Source organism: Comamonas sp. Y33R10-2, from assembly GCF_019355935.1.
Lineage (GTDB): Bacteria > Pseudomonadota > Gammaproteobacteria > Burkholderiales > Burkholderiaceae_C > Comamonas.
Genome location: NZ_CP079925.1, coordinates 1487758 through 1508183 on the forward strand (window position 1 = coordinate 1487758; position 20426 = coordinate 1508183).

The following is a 20426-nucleotide window of genomic DNA, read 5'->3' on the forward strand; positions in this document are numbered from 1 at the left end:
TTGAAGCGGCTCTGAGCATCGGCACAGTGCTCAGAGCCTAGCTTTTAGCGCATAGCCCTGCGCAGAGCGGCGCTGCTCCAGTCCACTGCAATACTCAATAAAAGCATAGCAATAATCACTGTGCTGGCTTGCGCGTAATGGAATAAAGACAGCTCAAAATACAGCAGCTGCCCCAGGCCTCCAGCACCCACAAAGCCCAAAATGGCGGCCATGCGGATGTTCATCTCCCAGCGGTACAAGGTGTAGGCCAGCAATTGTGGCGCTGCGCCGGGCAGGGTGCCGTAGCAAAAAGCCACAAAGCGATTGCTGCCGCTAAGCTTGAGCGCATTGGCAGGGGCTGCTGGGGCATTTTGCAGCGCCTCGGCAAACAAGCGGCCTAGCACGCCTGATGTGTGCAGCGCCAAAGCCAGCGCACCGGCAAATGGGCCTAAGCCCACAGCGAGCGCTGTGATAGTGGCCCAGACCAACTCAGGCACGGACCTGAGAATATTGAGCACCACGTTCCATGGCCCACGCCAGCGCGGCAGAGCCAGCACCAAGCCGGCTACTGCAGCTAGCAAGGTGCCGATGATGGAGATGGCCAGCGTCTCCCACACGCCTTTGAGCACTTTGAGTAGCCAAGGCTGGCTTAAATCAGGCGGGAAGAAGCCGCGCACAAAGTCGCCCATGCTGCTGGCCGCTTCTTGCGTGAACAGGGCTGGAAAATCGATATTCAACAGGCGCAGGCTGGCCCACAGGCTTAGACTGAATGCTATTAAAAACGCAGCGGTACGCCAGCCAAAAGGCAAAGCGCGAGCGGCAGGCGCTGTATCAAGCGAGCGGCGCAACCACCATGACAGCACATCAGCGGCCGCCACCAGCGCCATGAAGGCCAGCAAAATGCTGGCAGCTTCGCCGCCGTTGAGCATTTTCATGGCTTGGTCCATGAGCTGGCCCAGACCGCCTGCGCCCACAAAGCCCATAACAACCGAGGCGCGAATTGCGCATTCCCAGCGGTACACGGTGTAGGACGTTAATTCTTTGGCCGCTTGCGGCAGCAGGCCATACAGCAATGCCTGCAAACGCCCAGCTCCGCTGGCGCGCAGTGCGCGGGCTGGTGCGGGGTCGGTGGACTCTAAAATTTCGGCATAAACCTTGGCTAGCATCCCGCCATAGGTCAGCCCCAACGCCAGCACGCCAGCTGCGGGGCCTAAGCCAAACACGCGCACAAAGACCAGTGCCCAGACCAGCTCAGGTATGCCGCGCAAGATGGTGAGCACGCCGCGGGCAATGGGGTTGAGCGTGACCCGCTCACGCGCTGCGCCCGTGGACAGGTAGGCCATGGGCACGGCGATGACAAAGGCCAGCGCCATACCAGCCGTGGCAATGGCCAAGGTTTCTAGCGTGGCTTGGGCCAGATAGCCGAGGAACTCTGCGCTGGTTTCTGGGGGCAGAAAACCGGCTAAGAAGCCGCCAATGACCTTGAGGTTGTTGGCATCAAAAAACGGCTCAAGCGAAAAGCCCGAAGTCTGCAGCATGGGCCACAGCACGATGAGCGCAACGACCAGCCAAGTCAGACGCCCGCGTGCAGCGGGGTCACGCATAGACGCTGGAGTAGCTGTGGTTGGCTCAGCCCCTTGACCCGCATTTATCGGCATGCGCTCACCTGAATAGGGGCGGTGGCCGGATTGGCGTTGGGCTCAGTAGGTAAATTGTGCAGTGTGGGCAGGGCTGCGGCGCTGCCATCGACATTGGCGTACAGGGCTTGCAGCAGGGTGTCGGTGACTTGCTCGGTGGGCAGATCAAAAGCCACGCGCCCATCTCTGATGCCGACAATGCGCCCAAAGTGGGCCAGTGCCAAATCGACGGCGTGCAAACTGGCGACCAGCGTGGCGTTGTGGGCGGCGGCCTCTTGCACTAGTAGCTGCACCGTGGCTTGCGAAAGCGCCGGGTCGAGTGCGGAGACGGGCTCGTCCGCCAAAATCAACTCGGCTTGCTGGTAGAGCACGCGGGCAATGCCCACGCGCTGCAGCTGCCCGCCAGAGAGCTGATCGCAGCGGGAAAAGAGCTTATCTTCAAGTTGCACGCGGCTTAATGCCTCCCGTGCGCCAGGCATGTCTTGTGGGTAGGCCAGCGAAGCCAGCGCTTTCCACAGCGGCCACTGGCCGAGCTTGCCCGCCAGCACAGCGGTCACCACACGTTGGCGCAGCGCAATAGGCGCGCTTTGGTGCACCGTGCCAATGCGGCAGCGCAGCGCTTTGAGTTCATTGGCCGAAGATTGTGTGGATGCCGCTTGCCCCAGCACCTGCATGCGGCCTGCTGTGGGCAGGTGGCCGGTGCCAATGGTATTGAGCAGCGATGTTTTACCCGCGCCGGAGGGGCCGATGAGCGCAATGCTCTCGCCTTGCATGGCGGATAAATGGATTTGGGACAGGGCAACAAAACCGTTGCTGTGGGTCAGGCCCACCTCGTCCAGCATGAAGCTCATGAGACGCGAACTCTCAAAAATGATAGCTGCTAGTCCTTAAAGTGCAGGCACAACCCTTGAAACGTTCTCGCATTGTCTGCTCGTACTTGGGTACGGCCTGCGACGTCACGCTTTGGCTCAACCGCAAACCTGCGGTTGACCGGGTGGTACCAGCCACTCTGAATGGGTAAGGACTAGCAGTCAAAAAGCCCGAAGTTTTTTACTTCAGCAGGCCAGCCGATTTGCCGGCGGCTTCAATGCCGTCGTAGTTCTTGGACTCAGTGGCCACGAACTTAGAAGCACGTTGCAGGTCCATGATGGCCTTGTGCTCTGGGTTGGTGGGGTCCAGCGCCAAGAAGGCGGCGGTCAGCTTTTTGACGATGACGGGGTCCAGATCGCCGCGCACGGTCCAGTTGTAGTCAAAGTAGGTGGGGGTGGTGGCAAACACGCGCACCTTGCTGGGGTCTACCTTTTTGGTTTCGACCAGCTTGTCCCACACCGAAGTGTTGAGCACGCCAGCGTCTGCCTTGCCTGCAGCGACGAAGGCCACAGTGGCGTCATGCGCGCCAGAGTAAGCCACGGTCTTGAAGTCCTTTTCAGGGTTCAGGCCGTCTTGCTGCAAGAAGAAGCGGGGCATCAGGCTGCCCGAGGTGGAAGAGGGCGAGCCAAAGGCAAAGGTCTTGCCCTTTAAGTCAGCCAAAGTCTTGATGGCTGGGTCTGCAGTGATGAACTTGCTGGTGAAGACTGCATCTTCAGCGCGCTGCACGATTGGGATGGCTGTGCCGTTGGTGCGAATCTTGGCTTGCACGTAGGTAAAGCCGCCCAGCCATGCCAGGTCCAGCTTTTTGGTCGCCAGCGACTCAACCACTGCTGCATAGTCAGACACAGGGGTGAAGACCACCTTCATGCCAGTCGCTTGCGACAGGTACTCGCCTAGAGGCTTGAACTTGCGTTGCAGCTCAGTAGGGGCTTCATCAGGGATGGCCGATACGCGCAGCACGGCAGGGGTGTCGGCATGGGCGCTGAAAGCTGCCAAAGAAGATGCGGCCATAACTGCCACGGCAAAGCCGCGCAGCGCCGTGCGGCGAGCGAAAGAAGTTGTCATCGAAGTGCTCCGTTTAAAAAGCCACCGCCTTCCGGATACAAGGCGGTTTAGTGGGCCAAAAGTTTTGCTTGTGGCGAATGAAAGACCATAGGCAGTACACCGACTGCTGGCTTCATTGTTACGTATTTGCTAAAACCTCAGAGCACTCTTTGCTTAGATTGATAGCAGACATACCCCTAGCGGCGCTGCTTTGCGCAGTAACCGTGGCAACGGCGAGCGTTTGATTTTTTGAATGCCAAGATTTTTGCGGGCTTCATGCTTGCCGCGCCATGAAGCCGCACCTGTTTGAGCAGTTACAGCTTTTTGACCAGAACCTGGCTCTTGCGGCCCCAGTTGTAGGTGGCTTTGCGTGCCTCAGGCAGCCATTGGGGGTCCACAGGCTGAAAGCCGCGCTTGATAAACCAATGCATGGTGCGCGTAGTCAGCACAAACATGGTGTCGCAGCCCAAGGCGCGTGCGCGTTGCTCTATGCGCTTGAGCAGTTTTTCACCGTCACCTGTACCTTGGCTTTTGGGCGAGACGGTGACTGCTGCCATCTCGGCCGTCTTGGCTTCTAGGAAAGGGTGCAAAGCTGCGCAGCCGAAGATCACGCCGTCATGCTCGATCACGGTGTAGCTGGCGATGTCGCGCTCGATCTCGGTGCGGTCGCGTTTAACCAAGGTGCCATCGCGCTCGAAGGGCTCGATCAGCTGGATGATGCCGCCGACGTCGTCAATCGTGGCCTCACGCAGTTCTTCGAGCTTTTCGTCAATGATCATGGTGCCGATACCATCGTGCACATAGATCTCTAACAGCAGGGCTCCATCGGTAGAAAACGGCAGGATGTGGCTGCGCTCCACGCCATGCTCACAGGCATGCACGCAGTGCTGCAGGTAAAAGCCAACGTCCGTAGGCTCTTGCGCTGGCGGCAACTGGGCCAAGATGCGGCGTGCGGCGTGCAGCGGCAGCTCGGTATCAATGGGGTTGTGTTCGTCGGCAGCAGCCGTGGGGTCCATGCGGATGCCGGGCACTTCGGTCAAGAACAGCAGCTTGTCGGCCTTCAGTTCAATGGCTACGCGGGTGGCCACTTCTTCCATGCTGAGATTGAAGGCTTCGCCGGTTGGCGAGAAGCCAAAGGGCGAGACCAGCACCATGGCTTCGGAGTTCAGGGCGTTGCGAATGCCTTCCACATCCACCTTGCGCACCAGCCCTGAGTGCATAAAGTCCACACCATCGACAATGCCCACAGGGCGTGCGGTGAGGAAGTTGCCCGAGATCACGCGCACGCGCGCACCAGCCATAGGGGTGTTGGGCAGGCCTTGGCTGAAGGCCGCTTCAATCTCATAGCGCAGTTGGCCCGCGGCTTCTTGCGCGCAGTCCAAAGCAATGGAGTCCGTCACCCGCATACCGTTGTAGTAGCGCGGCTCTTGGCCTTTAAGGCGCAACTGCTCGTTGACTTGAGGGCGAAAGCCATGCACCAGCACGATTTTGACGCCCATGGCCTGAATCATGGCTAAGTCTTGCACGATGGAGCTGAGCTTGCCCGCATCAATGGCCTCACCGGTCAGGCCCACCACAAAGGTCTGGTGTCGGAACTTGTGGATATAAGGAGCCACAGACCGGAACCAGGGAACGAAGGTGAAGTTGAAAACGGTGGACATGGCGGTGCGCGAAAACCTCGAAAATGGCTAAAGAAGGCCTGCGTACCAATCATTGTGGTTACGCAGGCCTGCGGCGCAAAGTGTAGCGGCTACTCGCGTTGCTGCGCCGCTAGCGACAGGCTTTTCTGCGCGCAGATCGCACAGTTTTTGGTTTTGGCGATGCGGCGCTTTTAAAAACGTAGCGGCTGGTGCTGTACATACATCTAATTAAAGATCAAACATGATTGAAGTCCAGACATTTCAAAGGCCAACCGCTTTTAATTTGATAGCAGCAAAGTTCCAGTTAGTTCATTTGGTGGGCATAAAAAAGGCAGCCATCCAATGCTGGCTGCCTTTTTTGGTTTGCTAAGTTACTTCAGCTTATTGCCGCATTCCTCGCAAAACACATCCTCTGGCGCAACGGAAGTCTTGCAGACTGGGCAATGAGTCAACAGCTGCGCTTGACGGGCTTTTTCCTCAGCTTCTGCCTGAGCCTTCGCTTGAGCTTTGACGCGGGCTGCTTCGCGAGCGGCGGCCTCTTGGCGCTCAGCCTCACGTTGCTCTGCTTCACGCTGGGCTTGCAGCTCGCTTGCGCGGCGTGCTGCATCGGCCTTCTCGCGGGCTTCTTCAGCGGCTTTTTCTGCAGCTTGTGTCGCTTGCGCGGCGGCTGCGCGTTCATTGGCCTCGGATTGCGCGCGCTGACGGGCTGCCTCAGCCGCTTGGGCTTCAGCGCGTTCGCGGATTGCTCGCTCAGCTTGGGCTTGCTGAGCTTGTAGTTGGGCCTGTGCCTGTGCCTGTGCCTTTGCCTGTGCCTGTGCCTGTGCCTGTGCCTGTGCCTGTGCCTGTGCCTGTGCCTGTGCCTCGGCCTGCGCTTGTTCTTGCGCCTTCAGATGGGCAGCCTGCGCTTCGGCATGGACACGGGCTACTTCTGCTTCTGTGCGCAGTCTCGCAGCTTCTTCATCAGCGACTTGGCGTGCCTGTGCTTGCGCAGTCGCTGCGGCTGCTGCGCGGTCTTGTGCTTGTCGATCTGCCAAGGTGGGGGCTGATGCCGTGGCGGCAAAGCCTGCAGCGGCAACTGCAGCAGCACCGTTAGCAGCATTTGCCGCTGGTGCTGGGTTAGCGGGTTCAGGATTCGCTGCGGTATCGGCTACGGTATCAATTGTGGTCGCAGCCGGAGGGTTTTTTGCAGTGGCTTCTTGCAGGCGCTCTGATGCAGCTTGCTTGGCGCGTTCTGCAGCCGCCATCGTGCGCTCCGCAGCGGCCTTGGCGTGTACCTTGGCTTCTTCGGCTTTTTTACGCACATCGCCCATCATGCTGTTCAATGCGTCTTGTGCTTGCTCCGGGTCCACGCTTTCGCTGGCTTGCAGATAGATCAAGTTCATTCCCATCACGGCCACTTGGGCGAGCAAAGCCCCAACCACGGCAAACAGCACGCCTAGACCCGCGACCAGGCCTGTGCTTGCACCGCTGCCCATCAACAGGCCCTGCATGCTGCTAAACATGCCGCCGCCGTAACCATAGCCGCCATAGTCACCAAATCCCCCCATGCTGCGGGCGTCGGCGGTAATACCTATGGCCATGGCCGTTAGTGATACGGTCGCTGGCATCAAACCTGCGAACAGCATCACGCAGATCAGCGTGAGGATGATGTAGAGCACCACTTCCATCAACACGACTTCCACCAGGCGCTTGCGAGCAATGCTCAGCACATTGGCCAAAGCCGCCTTGACGGATAGGCCGCTCCACAGAGCAGGGCCCATCAGCGGGCCGATGACCCAGATCAAAGCGATCAGCAAAGCAGCAGCGACCAGAACCAAAATAGGGTGGGCCACAAAGGCCAAGATGCCGCCGAGAAACGGAATCTTGCAGACAAAGTAGATGATGGCTGCGAAAAGGCTGTATGCCAGCGTGGCAGCAAACACAATCAAGCCAACCAAAATGAATTTTGGTAAACAGAGTAAACCGGCAGAAGCTGCCGCAGTGAAAGAGCGAATGGGCTCATTTTTAGCCTGATCCATCAGCATGATGCCCACAGCCGATGAGCCCGCCAGCAGCGCCACAAAAGCGATGAGCATGAAGATGCTGGCAAAGAATGCATTGGTTTTGGAGCCCATCAACACTCCAAGACCGGTAAGCAAGCTAAAAACCAGCAGTGTCAAAAAGCTCATGAGCAGTGGCCGCCACTGAGTCAGCCCCTCAGCGGCTCTGGCAAGGGTGCCAAAACGAATATCTCCCATGGATTGCTCTCTCATCTGGTGTCCTGTCTATTGGATGGATCTATTGCCTAGAGGTGCTGTGTCAAACGATGGGCGGCGTTTAAAGCTTGCCGCGAATCGCTCCAGCTTCGATGGTGTAGCGCTCAACGCCGCTAGGCACACCGGCATCAATGCGTTTGATGACTGTCACAGGTTTACCGCCCTTGGATTGGGTGGTGCCGGTAGCCGTGTTAACACGCCCAGCTTTGACATCGGCATCGGATTGATCAACCACGATGCTTGACGAGCCGCGGTTGTCGGCCAGCTCGTTCGCCAGCTCTTTGAGCAGGTCCATAGCAGCTGTATATTCCTTGCGTCCCTTGGCTGCCAGCGGCATTTCAACACTGAGCGATGAGAAAGCGCGCATCTGCAGCGTCTTACCGCTTTGGGCATCGGCAATGGAGACAGATTGCGTGAGAACAGCGCCGGCAACAGCGCGCTGCTTGACGGGAAGCGTTTGCATGGCTTGCACAGCCTGTGTCTGTATGCCTTGCGCCCGCTGCGTTTCTTGATTCAGTGCGGCTTGTAATCGAGAGAAACGCTCGTCGTGGCCACCAGATATGGCGGTTGCCGGCGCGGAGGATCCACCGCCCGTGGCGCATTTGGGGTCACCGGCGTTGGTCACGCGTGAGAGCATGCAGCTCAGCGAGCTTGATGCTTCTTCAAAGGTGGCGCAGCCGCTGACAATCATGGCGGCGCAGGCGATCAATGTGAGTTTGGCGATTTTCATGAGGTTCAATCCAGCAGGTCATTGAGCGAGGGTGGTGCATTACTCTTGGTGGGTTGCACCTTCGCTGGGGCAGGCTTGCTGGGTGCCACTTGAGGTAAAGGTGGAGTTGTGGCTGGCAATGCAACCGATGGAGGTGGCAGCTGAGGGGTTGGGTTGCTGACCGCAGGAAAAGGTGTCTGGACAGCTGGCGCAATGGTGACGCTGGACGCATCATTGAGCGGGGCGACGGTATCTGTAGTTGATGCAGTATTGCCGCCTTGCGGGCCTACCAGAGCATCTGCCTTTGCCTTGTCTTCAGGAGACATAGCATCCTTGTTTGCCTGTGATGCAGTAGGTGCACTGTTGGCGCCGCTCAATGCCTTCATTTTGTTTGCCATCAGTACGCCGCCTGCGATGGCCGCAATGATCAGAGCCAGTGCCGCCCATTTAATCCATGATTTGCTGCTTTGCGCAGGCTCTTGCGGAAAGTTGGGCGAGTGGGCTGGGGCAGGCGATGTGTCATGCGCTATGACTCCAGATGTATCTGGCGATGGGGCGGGCAAGACCTTTGCTCCATTCAGCGTCGGCTCAGTAAAGGAGGTCGTCGAGGCCGGCATTCCTTGCGCGGCTGATGTCGCGATTGCAGGGCTGGGCGGCACAGCATATGCAGGTGCTACCGTTGAGCTCGTATTAAATACTGCCCCGCATCGAGGGCAAAAGCGAGCTCGGGGTTTGCAGATCGCATGGCATTGGCCGCAGACTTTTTCAAGGGGATCGGTGGGCGCTGCCGATGAGTTTTGTCTAGCGCCGCAGCTTTTGCAAAACTTGGCATTGGGCGTCAGCGCACTGCTGCATTCTGAACAATTCATAGTCTGCAATCGATGAAATGGGTTGCGGGCCTTGGATGCTCAGTTGAGTTCTTAGCGTTGCCCAAGCCCTGAATAATTTTTTATTAACCAACTCTTTTAAAGAGTTGATCTTAGAGGTTGAGTGGTTGCGCAATCTTCATTGTCAATTTGTATCTTAACTTTGCATGAAAATGAGCGCGACAATTTTCTGACACTCCACGCCTTTCCTTATTTCAACACTTTGATTTGATTTTAAAAATAAGGGAGTGGGTAAGCTGGTGATGTTTCAAAGAATATTTATAAATTCTTCGTTTGAGAATCAAGAAATTAAGAGCCTGAAAAGTGTTGGATTCAGGCGAAAGTTGCAAGTCGAGACAGGCTTGATTTGCTCAGGCAATGCCGCATAACCGTAAGGGAATGAGACTTAAAAATCACTATCGAAACTCCAGCTCCGTGAATAGGTGCTCAACCATTTTAGGTGTCAGTCTTTTCCTCAACCGCAAAAGGCGTGCAGATTTATCTCGGTCAAACGTTGTTGTTAACGCTTGCAACTGTAGTGACAGAAATAGCGCTGCAGACACAGCCATGCGGCGATGGGTGATGGCTAACTCTGATCCCTCATGGAGGCGTTATGGGGAGGCAAAATTGTGACGGCCATGGCGTTGCACTCCAACGTAGTGAATGCCTTTAAACCCCCATTTGAAAACCGTTTCCCATTAAATCTATCAACGTGAGACCAGCTTTTGAAGCATCTAAATTAATAGAATTGCTCTTTAACGATTGATACGAATCGGGCCGCTGAAAATTTCAGGATTCAGAATGTTAGTAGGGTGACCATTGGCAAAATTCACAACATTCTCAAAAGCCGCACGGAAATACATCTCATAGCTGTCTTGCTCCACATAGCCAATATGGGGCGTGCAAACACAGTTCTCTAATCGAAGCAAAGCATGGCCTTGCAAAATCGGCTCGCTCTCAAAAACGTCAATAGCGGCCAGCCCTGGGCGTCCACGGTTTAATGCGTAAAGCAGGGCATCTGGCTCCACCAATTCAGCGCGCGAGGTGTTGACGAAAAGCGCAGTGGGCTTCATGCGCGCCAGATCTTCAGCGGTCACGGCATTACGTGTGGCGTCGTGCAAGCGAAGGTGAAGCGTGATGACATCACATTGTTCAAAAAACGCTTCTTTGCTGGCTGCGGACAGAAAACCATCGGCTCGTGCTTTTTTGCGTGATGCCTCACTGCCCCAGATGCAGACTTTCATACCAAAAGCTTTGCCATAGCCAGCTACAAGTTGGCCAATGCGCCCATAGCCCCAGATACCCAGCATGCGACCACGCAGCACATTCCCTAGCCCAAAATTGGCCGGCATGGACGCAGCTTTGAGTCCGGCCTGCTGCCATGCGCCATGTTTGAGATTTGATACATATTGCGGCAGGCGGCGCATGGCGCACATGATTAGCGACCAAGTGAGCTCTGCTGGTGCAACAGGCGAGCCTACGCCTTCAGCAATCGCCACGCCACGCTCGGTGCATGCCTGCACATCGATATGCGCGCCTGCTTTGCCCGTCTGGGCAATGAGTTTGAGGCGCGGCAACTTTTCCAGTAGTTGGCGGGAAATCTGAGTGCGCTCACGAATCAAGACGATGACGTCGGCATCACGCAGGCGTACTGAAAGTTGGCCTACGCCCTTGACCGTGTTGGTGTAGACCTTGGCGTTAAAGGTGTCCAGCAACTTGGCGCAGTCAAGTTTACGGACTGCATCTTGGTAGTCGTCCAAAATAACAATGTTCACCACTGAAATCCTTGCATAAGTGGCTGATTAATTGATGAAAAATGGTATTCATCAATTGATGGAGAGTGCTTGAGTACTTGGCATTCAACGAAAGCCTATATTGCACAACGGTGCTTGCATCTCCTGCCATGTGCAGGCTATCAAGCGACGTAACTTAGAAATTATGTGTATTTTGCGGCTTGTTAAGAAAAAGTTGTTCTTGAAAGCGTCTTTGCTGTCAAGCATATGTAAGCAGATATTGACGATCTGCACAAGGCATTGGTTGAGAGCGTCAATCAATCATGGGTATGGAGGAACGATTGACTTCTTACGCAGGCCTAGGCGGACCTAAAAGTGGCTGCCAGCAAAAGGGTGGTTGAGAAAACTTCGTCATCGTCGCTGCACGTCATTGATAGAACCAGATCCAATAGATGTGCTCGCGCTGTAAATTTTTTACATGGCGAGAATTAAAGGGTTTAATCGGTTTTCCCAATGAAAATGCCTTGTGAAAGCAGAGCTAATCCCTTGAGTCTTGTACAAGACTTGAAAAAAACAGCTCGGTTGCGCTTAGAATTTTGAATTGAGGGAACGCATTGCACCAAGATAGTGACGTCCCGCTGTGTCAGGCCCGATTGCGTAAGCTCGAATTGTTGGACCTAGGCACTCCCCCTTTTTTTCATAACCTGAGACACGAGATGAGTACGCAGCAACCCACCATCATCTATACCTTGACTGACGAGGCTCCTCGCCTGGCCACCAGCGCGTTCCTGCCCGTAATTCGTGCTTTCGCCGCACCTGCTGGCATCAATGTGGAAACCAGCGACATTTCGCTGTCCGGCCGCATCTTGGGTGAGTTCCCTGACTTTCTGACCGAAGCGCAGCGCGCTCCTAACAACCTGGCTGAGTTGGGCAAGCTGACGCTAAAGCCTGAAGCCAACATCATTAAGCTGCCAAATATTTCGGCATCCGTTGGCCAGTTGAAGGACGCGATCAAGGAACTGCAGTCCAAGGGTTACGCCCTGCCAGACTTCCCTGACAGCCCTTCGACCGATGCTGAAAAAGACATTAAGGCACGCTACAGCAAGTGCACCGGCTCTGCCGTGAATCCAGTGCTGCGCGAAGGCAACTCTGACCGCCGCGCACCCGCTGCGGTGAAGAACTTTGCCAAGAAGCACCCGCATTCCATGGGTGAGTGGGCTCAGTGGTCACAGACCCATGTCTCCCACATGCACGAAGGCGACTTCTACCACGGTGAAAAGTCCATGACTGTGGACAAGGCTCGTAACGTGAAGATGGTGCTGGAAACCACTTCCGGCAAGTCCATCGTGCTCAAGGAAAAGGTTGCTCTGAAGGATGCGGAAGTCATTGACTCCATGTTCATGAGCAAGAAGGCGCTGATCGCTTTCTACGAAAAAGAAATCGAAGACTGCAAGAAGTCCGGCATTTTGTTCTCGCTGCACGTCAAGGCCACCATGATGAAGGTGTCCCACCCCATCGTGTTTGGACACTGCGTGCGCATTTTCTACAAAGAAGCTTTCGAAAAGCACGGCAAGCTGTTTGACCAGCTGGGTGTGAACGTGAACAACGGTATGGCCGATCTGTTCAACAAGATCGCTACTTTGCCTGCTACTCAGCGTGAAGAAATTGAGCGCGACTTGCACAAGTGTCAAGAAGATCGTCCTCGTCTGGCCATGGTTGACTCCGCTAAGGGCATCACCAACTTCCACTCGCCTAACGATGTGATCGTTGATGCCTCCATGCCCGCCATGATTCGCGTCGGCGGCAAGATGTGGGCGGCTGATGGCAAGCCTTACGACTGCAAAGCCGTGATGCCTGAGTCCACCTTTGCCCGTATCTACCAAGAAGTGATCAACTTCTGCAAGTGGCACGGCAACTTCGACCCCAAGACCATGGGCACCGTGCCTAACGTGGGCTTGATGGCGCAAAAGGCGGAAGAGTATGGCTCGCACGACAAGACGTTTGAAATCGCCGAAGCTGGCGTGGCCAACATCGTGGACATCGCCACTGGCGAAGTGCTGATGAGCCAGAACGTGGAAGAGGGCGACATCTGGCGCATGTGCCAAGTCAAGGATGCTCCTATCCGCGACTGGGTGAAGCTGGCCGTGACCCGTGCCCGTAACTCCGGCATGCCTGCCGTGTTCTGGTTGGACGCATACCGCCCCCACGAAGCCGAGCTGATCAAGAAGGTGCAAACCTACTTGAAGGAATACGACACCAACGGTCTCGAAATCCACATCATGAGCCAAGTGCGCGCTATGCGTTACACACTGGAGCGCGTGGCCCGTGGTCTGGACACCATCTCGGTGACCGGCAACATCCTGCGCGACTACCTGACCGACTTGTTCCCCATTCTGGAACTGGGTACCTCGGCCAAGATGCTGTCCATCGTGCCTTTGATGGAGGGTGGTGGCCTGTACGAAACCGGTGCCGGTGGCTCCGCTCCCAAGCATGTGCAGCAACTGGTGGAAGAAAACCACCTGCGCTGGGACTCGCTGGGTGAGTTCTTGGCGCTGGCAGTTTCCTTCGAAGAGCTGGGCATCAAGGAAAACAATGCCCGCGCCAAGTTGCTGGCCAAGACTTTGGACGAAGCCACTGGCAAGCTGCTGGACCTGAACAAGTCGCCTTCGCGCCGCACGGGTGAGCTGGACAACCGTGGCTCGCAGTTCTACGTCGCTCAGTACTGGGCACAGGCTCTGGCCGCTCAGACCGAAGACGCAGAACTGGCTGCCAAGTTCGCGACTCTGGCTAAGGCACTGACCGATAACGAAGCCAAGATTATTGGCGAGATGAAGGACGTGCAAGGCAAGCCAGCTGACATCGGCGGCTACTACATGCCCGACGTGGCTAAGCTGGACGCCGTAATGCGCCCCAGCGCTACTTTCAACGCAGCCATTGCTGCCGCCTAAATAGCGCGATGAGTGCGGGTTGAGCCTTGGCTTGACCTGCTGAAGCTCTGAGCCGGTGAACCTGAAAAGGTCACCGGCTTTTTCATGCCTGAATTTTTTGTATTTGCTATATAAAGAGAAGCTGCATGTGTTTGATGAATAAGCATTACAGCCTTGTTTGATTCAAATATTCGAAGAACTGTGCATGAAGCGATACCAATGCCCTTGCTGTGATTACTACTCTTTGTTCATGGGGGGCGAGTATGAGATTTGCAAGGTCTGCTTCTGGGAAGATGATGGGCTGGATATAGACCGCCCCGATGTGCGTTCAGGCCCCAACCGTATGACGCTGCGCGAGGGGCGGAGCAATTTTCTAGAACTGGGGGCCTGCGATGCCCGGTCGCTGGCACATGTGATGCATGCGGATGAGCGTCTGTGGCTGCGCTACAGGGCGCGGCAGGTCAAGGCCTGAGTCCGTCCGCTTTAAAGTTCGCTTCGGGCTTGTTCAATCCAGCGCAGAAACCGTATGCCCGGGTGCTGGCGCAAAAGCGGATGCTGCGCGCGGTGATAGCAGTCCCAGTAACTGGCGACTTGCTGTTTGCGCAGGGTGATGAATTCGGGGTTCTCAGCGGCAAAACGTCCATAGCTTTGTGGGTTGAGTCTGGAAATGTGCTGGACTAGAAGCTCTGCCATCTGGTGCACGTAGTCGCTGCTGAGCCTGACGATAAAAGGCACAACCCAATCTTCGTTGCATGCGGACTCAGTTTGTAAAAGCTCGCGCAGGCAAGCTTCACGCATATGGCCGTTGGCATGACAGCAGCCAAGGCAAAGCGCAAGCCACTGCGTGGGCCCACAGGCTTTTTTAATGCACTGCCGTAGGTTTTGCTCGTCGTAATAAACACGGTAAGGCGCGTGCAGCGACTCGCCTTGGACTTGGGCCGTAAACCCCGGGAAGGGCTCAAAAGCCTCGCCTCTGCCGAGACTTCGCAGCAATGTCGGGGCGATGGTTTGTAACGCCGAAGGTAGTTGTGCTCGATACAGCATGAAAGCGTTCGTGGCTAGGCTTGAGCTGTGAGCTATTGTTTGAACGGCTCTCCGCCTAGTTTGGCACCCGCTTTGATGCCGCGTTTGGCAAACCAACCTACATTCATCTCCAGCACATAGCGCACGGGCTTGGCCGAGCAGTGGGAGTCATCGCTCATGGGCTTCATGTCGGCGAGGTTGACGATGGTGCCATCGTCGGCCACAAAGGCAGCTGTCAGTGGCAGCAAAGTGTTGCGCATCCAAAAGCACTGCACGCCGGGCACGTCGAAGATGAACAGCATGCCTTCTTGTTGGGGCATTTCTTTGCGAAACATGAGGCCGATCTCACGCTGCTGGGGCGTTTGGGCGAGTTGCGTGTTGATGCGGAACATGCCGGCGGTCAAATCAATACGGCGCAGGTTCATCTGCGGCTGGCCTTCATCACGAGCCATGGCGGGCGTCATGCTGCCCAAGCTGGCAAAGGCCAGCAAGGCGGTTGAGACAACGGCGACCCACTTGGCGCGTACGCTTTGGGGCAGGTCTTGGTGAGAGATCTTGCTAGGAGAGTTCTTCATAAGCCTTGCATGGACAGACAGGGAGTTAGCAACTAAAGCGGGGCGATGTTCACGGCGGTTCATCACACGGGTTACTTGATGTGGTGCTTGATGCAGCGCAGGGTGCGGTGATCTTATTTTGCCGCTTAATTGACGAAGCCATAGTGCGAACTGCAAGCACTGCTTTATGAAGCAGATTTGCACCAGATATGAGATTCCTTGGCGGATATGGATGAAGGCAGGCGCAGAGATGCCAAAATCAGGTCAAGACAAGCACCAGCAAGGTGCGCAGCCGCACAGTATTCAAGATCAGGAGATTTGACCGTATGAGCACGAGCCCGCAAACCTATCAACACATTCAAGTTCCGCCGCAGGGCGAAAAGATCACCGTCAATGCAGACAAAACATTGAACGTGCCGGACCAGCCCATCATTCCTTTCATTGAGGGTGATGGCGTGGGTGTCGATGTGACGCCGGTGATGCGCAAAGTGGTCGATGCGGCTGTGGCAAAGGTTTACGGCAGCCAGCGCAAGATTGCGTGGATGGAAGTGTTTGCGGGCGAGAAGGCCGTGCGCACCTACGGCCCCGATGTGTGGCTGCCCGAAGAGACCGTGGCCGCCGTGCGCGACTATGCTGTGTCGATCAAAGGCCCGCTAACCACGCCTGTGGGCGGTGGTATTCGTTCGTTGAACGTGGCGCTGCGCCAAGAACTGGATCTCTACGTCTGCCTGCGCCCTGTGCAGTATTTCAAGGGTGTGCCTTCACCGCTGAAGGAGCCTGAGAAGACGAATATGGTGATCTTCCGCGAGAACTCGGAAGACATTTACGCGGGCATTGAGTACGCAGCGGGTAGCGAGAAGGTGAAAAAGCTGATCGACTTTCTAGCCAAGGAACTGGGCTCCAGCAAGATTCGCTTTCCCGAGACGTCAGGCATTGGTATCAAGCCCGTGTCGCGTGAAGGAACGGAGCGCCTGGTGCGCAAGGCGATTCAATACGCGATTGACCACAACCGCCCCAGCGTGACTCTGGTTCACAAGGGCAACATCATGAAGTTCACGGAAGGCGCTTTCCGTGACTGGGGCTACGCACTGGCGCAGCGCGAGTTTGGTGCCGAGCTGATGGATGGCGGCCCCATGTGCCGCATCAAGAACCCTAATACGGGCAAAGACATCATCATCAAGGATTCAATCACCGACGCCTTCTTGCAGCAAATTTTGATGCGTCCGGCAGAGTATTCGGTGGTGGCTACGCTAAACCTGAACGGCGACTATATTTCTGACGCGCTGGCCGCGCAGGTGGGCGGTATCGGCATTGCGCCTGGCGCCAATATGTCGGAGACGATTGCCTGCTTTGAGGCCACGCACGGCACCGCGCCGCGTTATGCGGGCAAGGATTATGTGAACCCCGGCTCCATGATTTTGTGCGCCGAGATGATGCTGCGCCACATGGGCTGGCGCGAGCCAGCAGACCTGATCGTGCAGTCGCTGGAAAAAGCGATTCTGAGCAAGCATGTGACCTATGACTTCGCTCGCCTGATGGATGGCGCGACACAGGTTTCCTGCTCGAAGTTTGGGGATGTGGTCATTTCATTGATGGACTGACCCCCTGAGGCGCTGCGCGCCTTCCCCCCTGAAGGGGGACGACACCCTCGGTGCTCGGAGGCGCTTCCTTGGTGTCTCTGGCTTGGAGTGTGTCCAGTGCGAGCGCCGTTAACAAAACAGCCCGTTTAGGGCTGTTTTTGTATTTTGAATTGATGTTTTTAACGCTGGGGCAGCTCGCAGCCATCGGGGCCGCAGCTGGGGTCGGTGTTGCTGTCACCGGCTTGCTGTGGGTTGAGGGCTGCGATTTGCTCTACCCATTCCGCCAGTTGCAGTTTCCAGCCTTCTACATCGCCCAGCCATTCGCCCAGTTCAAGGCGCTGCACGGCGCGCTGGCCGGGTTGTTCGGGGTGGTCAAACTCCAGCGCCAGAGTGGGGAAGCCCTGACCTTGCACCATGCCCAGCCACTGGCGGCTGTCGGCAATATGGGCATGGGTTGCTGCGCCGCTTTGCTCGGCGTAGGCGGCGTCAAAGGCGGCGCTGTCTAGGCCAATGCTTGCGGCCAGCTCGCGCAGTACTGCCGGATCGCTAATGCGGCGGCCGTCCACGTAATGGGCTTTTTGCTGGGCTGTCAGCATTTCCAGACCTTGGCCTGAGAGCGCTTCAGCAGCTAGCAGGGCGGTGGTGGGTGGCTCGGAGTCGAGTGGCGCGCCGATGTCGTTGAGCAGGCCGTTGAAGTAGTCGTCACCAAAGGGCTGGCCAGTCATTTCGGCAATGCGCTGGTCGCTTGGCATGACTTTTTCGCGCCAGTCTGCCGTGATGGTGCGGGTGTGATCGCCAGTCAACATGCCTCCTGCATGCCATTGCACCTGAATGCCGGGCACCTCGCGCGCGGCTTTGACCAGTGGGGCTGCGGCGTAGCACCAGCCGCAGAGGGGATCAAAAATATAGTGCAGCACCAAGGTGGCGGGAGCCGTGGATGTAGTCATGTGTGGATGAGGCCTCAAAAGGCCCGCAAAATTACAAACGGGCCTCAATGTAGACGCTGGGGCTGCTCCATAGGTTTCATTTGCCTGAAGACCCTGAGCGTTATCACGGCAAAATGGCCGCTTCTTCATCAGCCTTAATTTGTCGCCATGCGCATGAATGCTACGCCGCCACCGCGTTCGCCCCAAAAGTCTGAGCCCACGCCGCAATCTGTTGCCCGGCGCAGCACGTTTTTGTTTTTGCTGTTCTGGCTGGTGGCCTTGGGGGTGATGTATCTGGCCATGCAGCATTTTTTGAAGCCTGCACAGGCCAAGGTAATGGCCGACGGCACAGTGCGCATTGAGCGGGACATGGATGGGCACTTTCGCGTTAAAGGTTATGTCAACAACCAGCCCGTGAGTTTTTTGGTGGATACCGGAGCCTCATCGGTCAGCGTGACCGATGTGCTCGCTGCAAAAGCAGGGCTGCAAGGCGGCGAGAAAGTGCGCTTTCGCACTGCCAACGGCGATCGAGATGGCCGAATTGTGGTGGCCGATGAGGTGCGCGTTGCCAGTTTGCGCGTGAGCGGCGTGCGCGTGGGCACGGGATACACCGGCGATGACAGCGACGACGCACTGTTAGGACAGAACTTTCTGCGTTTTTTTGATGTGCAGATGAGCGGTGATGAAATGCTGCTGCGCCCGCGCAATGTGGGGCGTTAATGAGGGCGTTAATGTGGGCCGCGAATCTAGGCCTTTAATCCGCGTCCTTTAACGATTCTCAGCAGGCTTTCGCAGCATGGGTACTGGTTTTTTTGCTGTAAGCCCTGTCTGACTGCATTAAAGTCGAGGGTTTTGCCAACCGGCAAACAGAACAGGCGTGCTGCGCAGCGGATTTACAAGATTCGCAGCGGCTGGTGCGCCCGCCATGCTCATGAGTGAAAGACATGTTCCGGGACTGTTGCCTTTTAACGGACCGCGTACATTCATCGCGCGCGGCGGACGACATCAATGGACTGGTTAACCCAACTCTTTAAAACCCTCAACGACATTGTTTGGGGTGTTCCTATGATCGTGCTGATTCTCGGCACGGGCTTTTATCTTCACATTCGCCTAGGTTTTATGCCGCTGCGCAACATCGTGCGCGGCTTTCGCATGATCTGGCGCAGCCGCAAGCCCGGAGATAAGGCGGATGGCGACATCACCCCTTATGCGGCGTTGATGACGGCGCTTTCTGCCACCGTTGGCACGGGCAATATTGCCGGTGTGGCAACGGCCATTGCAGTAGGCGGCCCAGGCGCATTGTTCTGGATGTGGATGACCGCGCTGCTGGGCATGGCTACCAAGTATGGCGAGGTGGTGCTGGCGGTAAAGTACCGCGAGAAAAACGACCAAGGCCAGTGGGTGGGTGGTCCCATGTACGCGATCAAAAACGGCTTGGGCAAAAAGTGGAAGTGGCTGGGTACGCTGTTTGCGCTGTTCGGCGGCTTGGCCGGTTTTGGCATTGGCTCTATGGTGCAGTCCAACGGCATCGCATCGGCCATGCATACCGCTTTTGGTCTGGAGAACTGGGTGACCGGCGTGGCGCTGGCGCTGATGACTGGCGCTGTGGTACTGGGCGGCATCAAACGTATTGGCGCTGTGGCTGAAAAGCTGGTGCCCGCCATGTGCGTGGCCTATGTAATTTGCGTGCTGTATGTGCTGGGGGTATATGTGGACCGCATTCCTGCTGCTTTTGCACTGATCATTGAGCAGGCCTTCAATCCCACAGCAGCGACTGGCGGCTTCTTGGGCTCGACCGTGTTGATGGCCATACGCATGGGCGTGGCGCGCGGTATTTTCTCGAATGAAGCAGGCTTGGGCACTGCCGGTATTGCGCAATCTGCAGGTGCTACGCGTGACCCGGTTTTTTCGGGTCTTGTCGGCATGATGGGTACGTTTATCGATACCATCATCGTCTGCACCATGACAGGTTTGGCCATTGTGGTCAGCGGCGTCTGGAACTCGGGTGCAACAGGCGCCGTGCTTTCTACCCAGAGCTTTGAGGCAGCCATGCCCGGTATTGGCAAATATGTGCTGGCGCTGTCTTTGTCCGTTTTCGCCTTCACCACCATTTTGGGCTGGGCCTACTACGGTGAGAAGTGCTGGACGTATCTGGTGGGCACGATTTGCGAAAAGCCATTTCGCATTCTCTGGACCATTAGCGCCTTTGTCGGTGCCGTCGCTACGCTGGATTTTGCCTGGCTGGTGGCCGATACGCTCAATGCGCTGATGGCGATACCGAATCTGATCTCTTTGCTGCTGCTGTCACCCGTGATTGTGAAGCTCACGCGCGAATACTTTGCGCGCAAGGAAGAAGATCGTTAAATCAAATTTGATAGCTGCTAGTCCTTGAATTGTCAGGACTAGCGGTCTATTTTGTTAGTAACAGGGCGCTGGTGTGTATGCATCAGCGCCCTGTGCGGTTTTGGGTGTGGCGCTCTGACACGGGAGGCAGCATCTGAGAAAATACGGCTTTTCAGGGAATGATCGCTGCGAGCCCAATTTGTTAGTAACAGGGCGCTGGTGTGTATGCATCAGCGCCCTGTGCGGTTTTGGGTGTGGCGCTCTGACACGGGAGGCAGCATCTGAGAAAATACGGCTTTTCAGGGAATGATCGCTGCGAGCCCAATCGCTGCGGCGTTTG

The 20426-nt window shown here is 56.3% G+C and carries 16 protein-coding genes and 1 pseudogene; 5 read left to right on the forward strand and 12 right to left on the reverse strand.

Annotation, left to right across the window (positions count from 1 at the left end):
• Window positions 1-44: 44 nt before the first annotated feature.
• From phnE to KUF54_RS06720, 9 genes and pseudogenes are all read right to left on the reverse strand, one after another.
• Entirely contained in the window at window positions 45-1637 is a 1593-nt protein-coding gene (phnE, locus tag KUF54_RS06685) for a phosphonate ABC transporter, permease protein PhnE (RefSeq protein ID WP_255576345.1), read from the reverse strand.
• Window positions 1628-2467 carry a phosphonate ABC transporter ATP-binding protein gene (locus KUF54_RS06690; protein ID WP_219345865.1) on the reverse strand — a complete coding sequence of 280 codons (840 nt, stop codon included), beginning with the start codon at window positions 2465-2467 and terminating at the stop codon, window positions 1628-1630. The genes phnE and KUF54_RS06690 overlap by 10 nt, the downstream gene beginning before the upstream one ends.
• A 199-nt stretch (window positions 2468-2666) precedes the next feature.
• On the reverse strand, window positions 2667-3551 hold the full coding sequence (locus KUF54_RS06695) for a putative selenate ABC transporter substrate-binding protein (RefSeq protein ID WP_219345866.1): 885 nt from the start codon (window positions 3549-3551) through the stop codon (window positions 2667-2669).
• Window positions 3552-3844: 293 nt separating this feature from the next.
• Window positions 3845-5191: an amino-acid N-acetyltransferase gene (argA, locus tag KUF54_RS06700; protein WP_219345867.1), complete on the reverse strand. Its 1347-nt coding sequence runs from the start codon at window positions 5189-5191 to the stop codon at window positions 3845-3847.
• Between the two features lie 350 nt (window positions 5192-5541).
• A complete protein-coding gene (locus tag KUF54_RS06705; protein WP_255576347.1) occupies window positions 5542-7407 on the reverse strand; it encodes a zinc ribbon domain-containing protein in 1866 nt (621 codons plus the stop codon).
• A 79-nt stretch (window positions 7408-7486) separates the two neighbouring features.
• Window positions 7487-8155: a hypothetical protein gene (locus KUF54_RS06710; RefSeq protein WP_219345869.1), complete on the reverse strand. Its 669-nt coding sequence runs from the start codon at window positions 8153-8155 to the stop codon at window positions 7487-7489.
• A 5-nt stretch (window positions 8156-8160) separates the two neighbouring features.
• A complete protein-coding gene (locus KUF54_RS17390; protein WP_255576425.1) occupies window positions 8161-8697 on the reverse strand; it encodes a zinc ribbon domain-containing protein in 537 nt (178 codons plus the stop codon).
• Window positions 8698-8847: 150 nt separating this feature from the next.
• A pseudogene (locus KUF54_RS17395) lies at window positions 8848-9003 on the reverse strand (zinc ribbon domain-containing protein); the annotation flags it as partial.
• Between the two features lie 752 nt (window positions 9004-9755).
• Entirely contained in the window at window positions 9756-10775 is a 1020-nt protein-coding gene (locus tag KUF54_RS06720; protein WP_219345871.1) for a D-2-hydroxyacid dehydrogenase family protein, read from the reverse strand.
• A gap of 674 nt (window positions 10776-11449) precedes the next feature.
• Between KUF54_RS06720 and KUF54_RS06725 the strand changes: the two genes are divergently transcribed.
• Both KUF54_RS06725 and KUF54_RS06730 read left to right on the forward strand, forming a co-directional pair.
• A complete protein-coding gene (locus KUF54_RS06725) occupies window positions 11450-13681 on the forward strand; it encodes an NADP-dependent isocitrate dehydrogenase (RefSeq protein WP_219345872.1) in 2232 nt (743 codons plus the stop codon).
• 184 nt (window positions 13682-13865) lie between these two features.
• Window positions 13866-14132, forward strand: coding sequence for a CPCC family cysteine-rich protein (locus tag KUF54_RS06730; protein WP_219345873.1), 267 nt, complete (start codon window positions 13866-13868; stop codon window positions 14130-14132).
• Between the two features lie 11 nt (window positions 14133-14143).
• Here the strand turns inward: KUF54_RS06730 and KUF54_RS06735 are convergent, their stop codons facing one another.
• Together KUF54_RS06735 and KUF54_RS06740 are read right to left on the reverse strand one after the other, a co-directional pair.
• Window positions 14144-14704, reverse strand: a complete 561-nt coding sequence (locus KUF54_RS06735) for a hypothetical protein (RefSeq protein WP_219345874.1) — start codon at window positions 14702-14704, stop codon at window positions 14144-14146.
• A 32-nt stretch (window positions 14705-14736) separates the two neighbouring features.
• Entirely contained in the window at window positions 14737-15258 is a 522-nt protein-coding gene (locus tag KUF54_RS06740; protein ID WP_219345875.1) for a DUF192 domain-containing protein, read from the reverse strand.
• Between the two features lie 305 nt (window positions 15259-15563).
• On the opposite strand from KUF54_RS06740, the gene icd reads away from it, so the two are divergent.
• Entirely contained in the window at window positions 15564-16838 is a 1275-nt protein-coding gene (gene icd, locus KUF54_RS06745) for an NADP-dependent isocitrate dehydrogenase (protein ID WP_219345876.1), read from the forward strand.
• A gap of 158 nt (window positions 16839-16996) precedes the next feature.
• Here icd and KUF54_RS06750 read toward each other — a convergent pair whose 3' ends face one another.
• Entirely contained in the window at window positions 16997-17764 is a 768-nt protein-coding gene (locus KUF54_RS06750) for a DsbA family protein (RefSeq protein ID WP_219345877.1), read from the reverse strand.
• A 147-nt stretch (window positions 17765-17911) separates the two neighbouring features.
• On the opposite strand from KUF54_RS06750, the gene KUF54_RS06755 reads away from it, so the two are divergent.
• Window positions 17912-18463 (forward strand): TIGR02281 family clan AA aspartic protease, encoded by a 552-nt coding sequence (locus KUF54_RS06755; RefSeq protein ID WP_219345878.1) that lies wholly within the window; start codon window positions 17912-17914, stop codon window positions 18461-18463.
• A gap of 288 nt (window positions 18464-18751) precedes the next feature.
• Window positions 18752-20107 carry a sodium:alanine symporter family protein gene (locus KUF54_RS06760; protein WP_219345879.1) on the forward strand — a complete coding sequence of 452 codons (1356 nt, stop codon included), beginning with the start codon at window positions 18752-18754 and terminating at the stop codon, window positions 20105-20107.
• Window positions 20108-20426 lie beyond the last annotated feature (319 nt).

What these genes read in the sequence shown, in the direction of transcription:
- phnE (WP_255576345.1), bottom strand. Translation starts at nt 1,637, where the DNA reads ATGCCGATAAATGCGGGTCAAGGGGCTGAGCCAACCACAGCTACTCCA.
- KUF54_RS06695 (WP_219345866.1), bottom strand. Translation starts at nt 3,551, where the DNA reads ATGACAACTTCTTTCGCTCGCCGCACGGCGCTGCGCGGCTTTGCCGTG.
- icd (WP_219345876.1), top strand. Translation starts at nt 15,564, where the DNA reads ATGAGCACGAGCCCGCAAACCTATCAACACATTCAAGTTCCGCCGCAG.
- argA (WP_219345867.1), bottom strand. Translation starts at nt 5,191, where the DNA reads ATGTCCACCGTTTTCAACTTCACCTTCGTTCCCTGGTTCCGGTCTGTG.
- KUF54_RS06755 (WP_219345878.1), top strand. Translation starts at nt 17,912, where the DNA reads ATGCGCATGAATGCTACGCCGCCACCGCGTTCGCCCCAAAAGTCTGAG.
- KUF54_RS06730 (WP_219345873.1), top strand. Translation starts at nt 13,866, where the DNA reads ATGAAGCGATACCAATGCCCTTGCTGTGATTACTACTCTTTGTTCATG.
- KUF54_RS06750 (WP_219345877.1), bottom strand. Translation starts at nt 17,764, where the DNA reads ATGACTACATCCACGGCTCCCGCCACCTTGGTGCTGCACTATATTTTT.
- KUF54_RS06690 (WP_219345865.1), bottom strand. Translation starts at nt 2,467, where the DNA reads ATGAGCTTCATGCTGGACGAGGTGGGCCTGACCCACAGCAACGGTTTT.
- KUF54_RS06705 (WP_255576347.1), bottom strand. Translation starts at nt 7,407, where the DNA reads ATGGGAGATATTCGTTTTGGCACCCTTGCCAGAGCCGCTGAGGGGCTG.
- KUF54_RS06710 (WP_219345869.1), bottom strand. Translation starts at nt 8,155, where the DNA reads ATGAAAATCGCCAAACTCACATTGATCGCCTGCGCCGCCATGATTGTC.
- KUF54_RS06740 (WP_219345875.1), bottom strand. Translation starts at nt 15,258, where the DNA reads ATGAAGAACTCTCCTAGCAAGATCTCTCACCAAGACCTGCCCCAAAGC.
- KUF54_RS06760 (WP_219345879.1), top strand. Translation starts at nt 18,752, where the DNA reads ATGGACTGGTTAACCCAACTCTTTAAAACCCTCAACGACATTGTTTGG.
- KUF54_RS06735 (WP_219345874.1), bottom strand. Translation starts at nt 14,704, where the DNA reads ATGCTGTATCGAGCACAACTACCTTCGGCGTTACAAACCATCGCCCCG.
- KUF54_RS06725 (WP_219345872.1), top strand. Translation starts at nt 11,450, where the DNA reads ATGAGTACGCAGCAACCCACCATCATCTATACCTTGACTGACGAGGCT.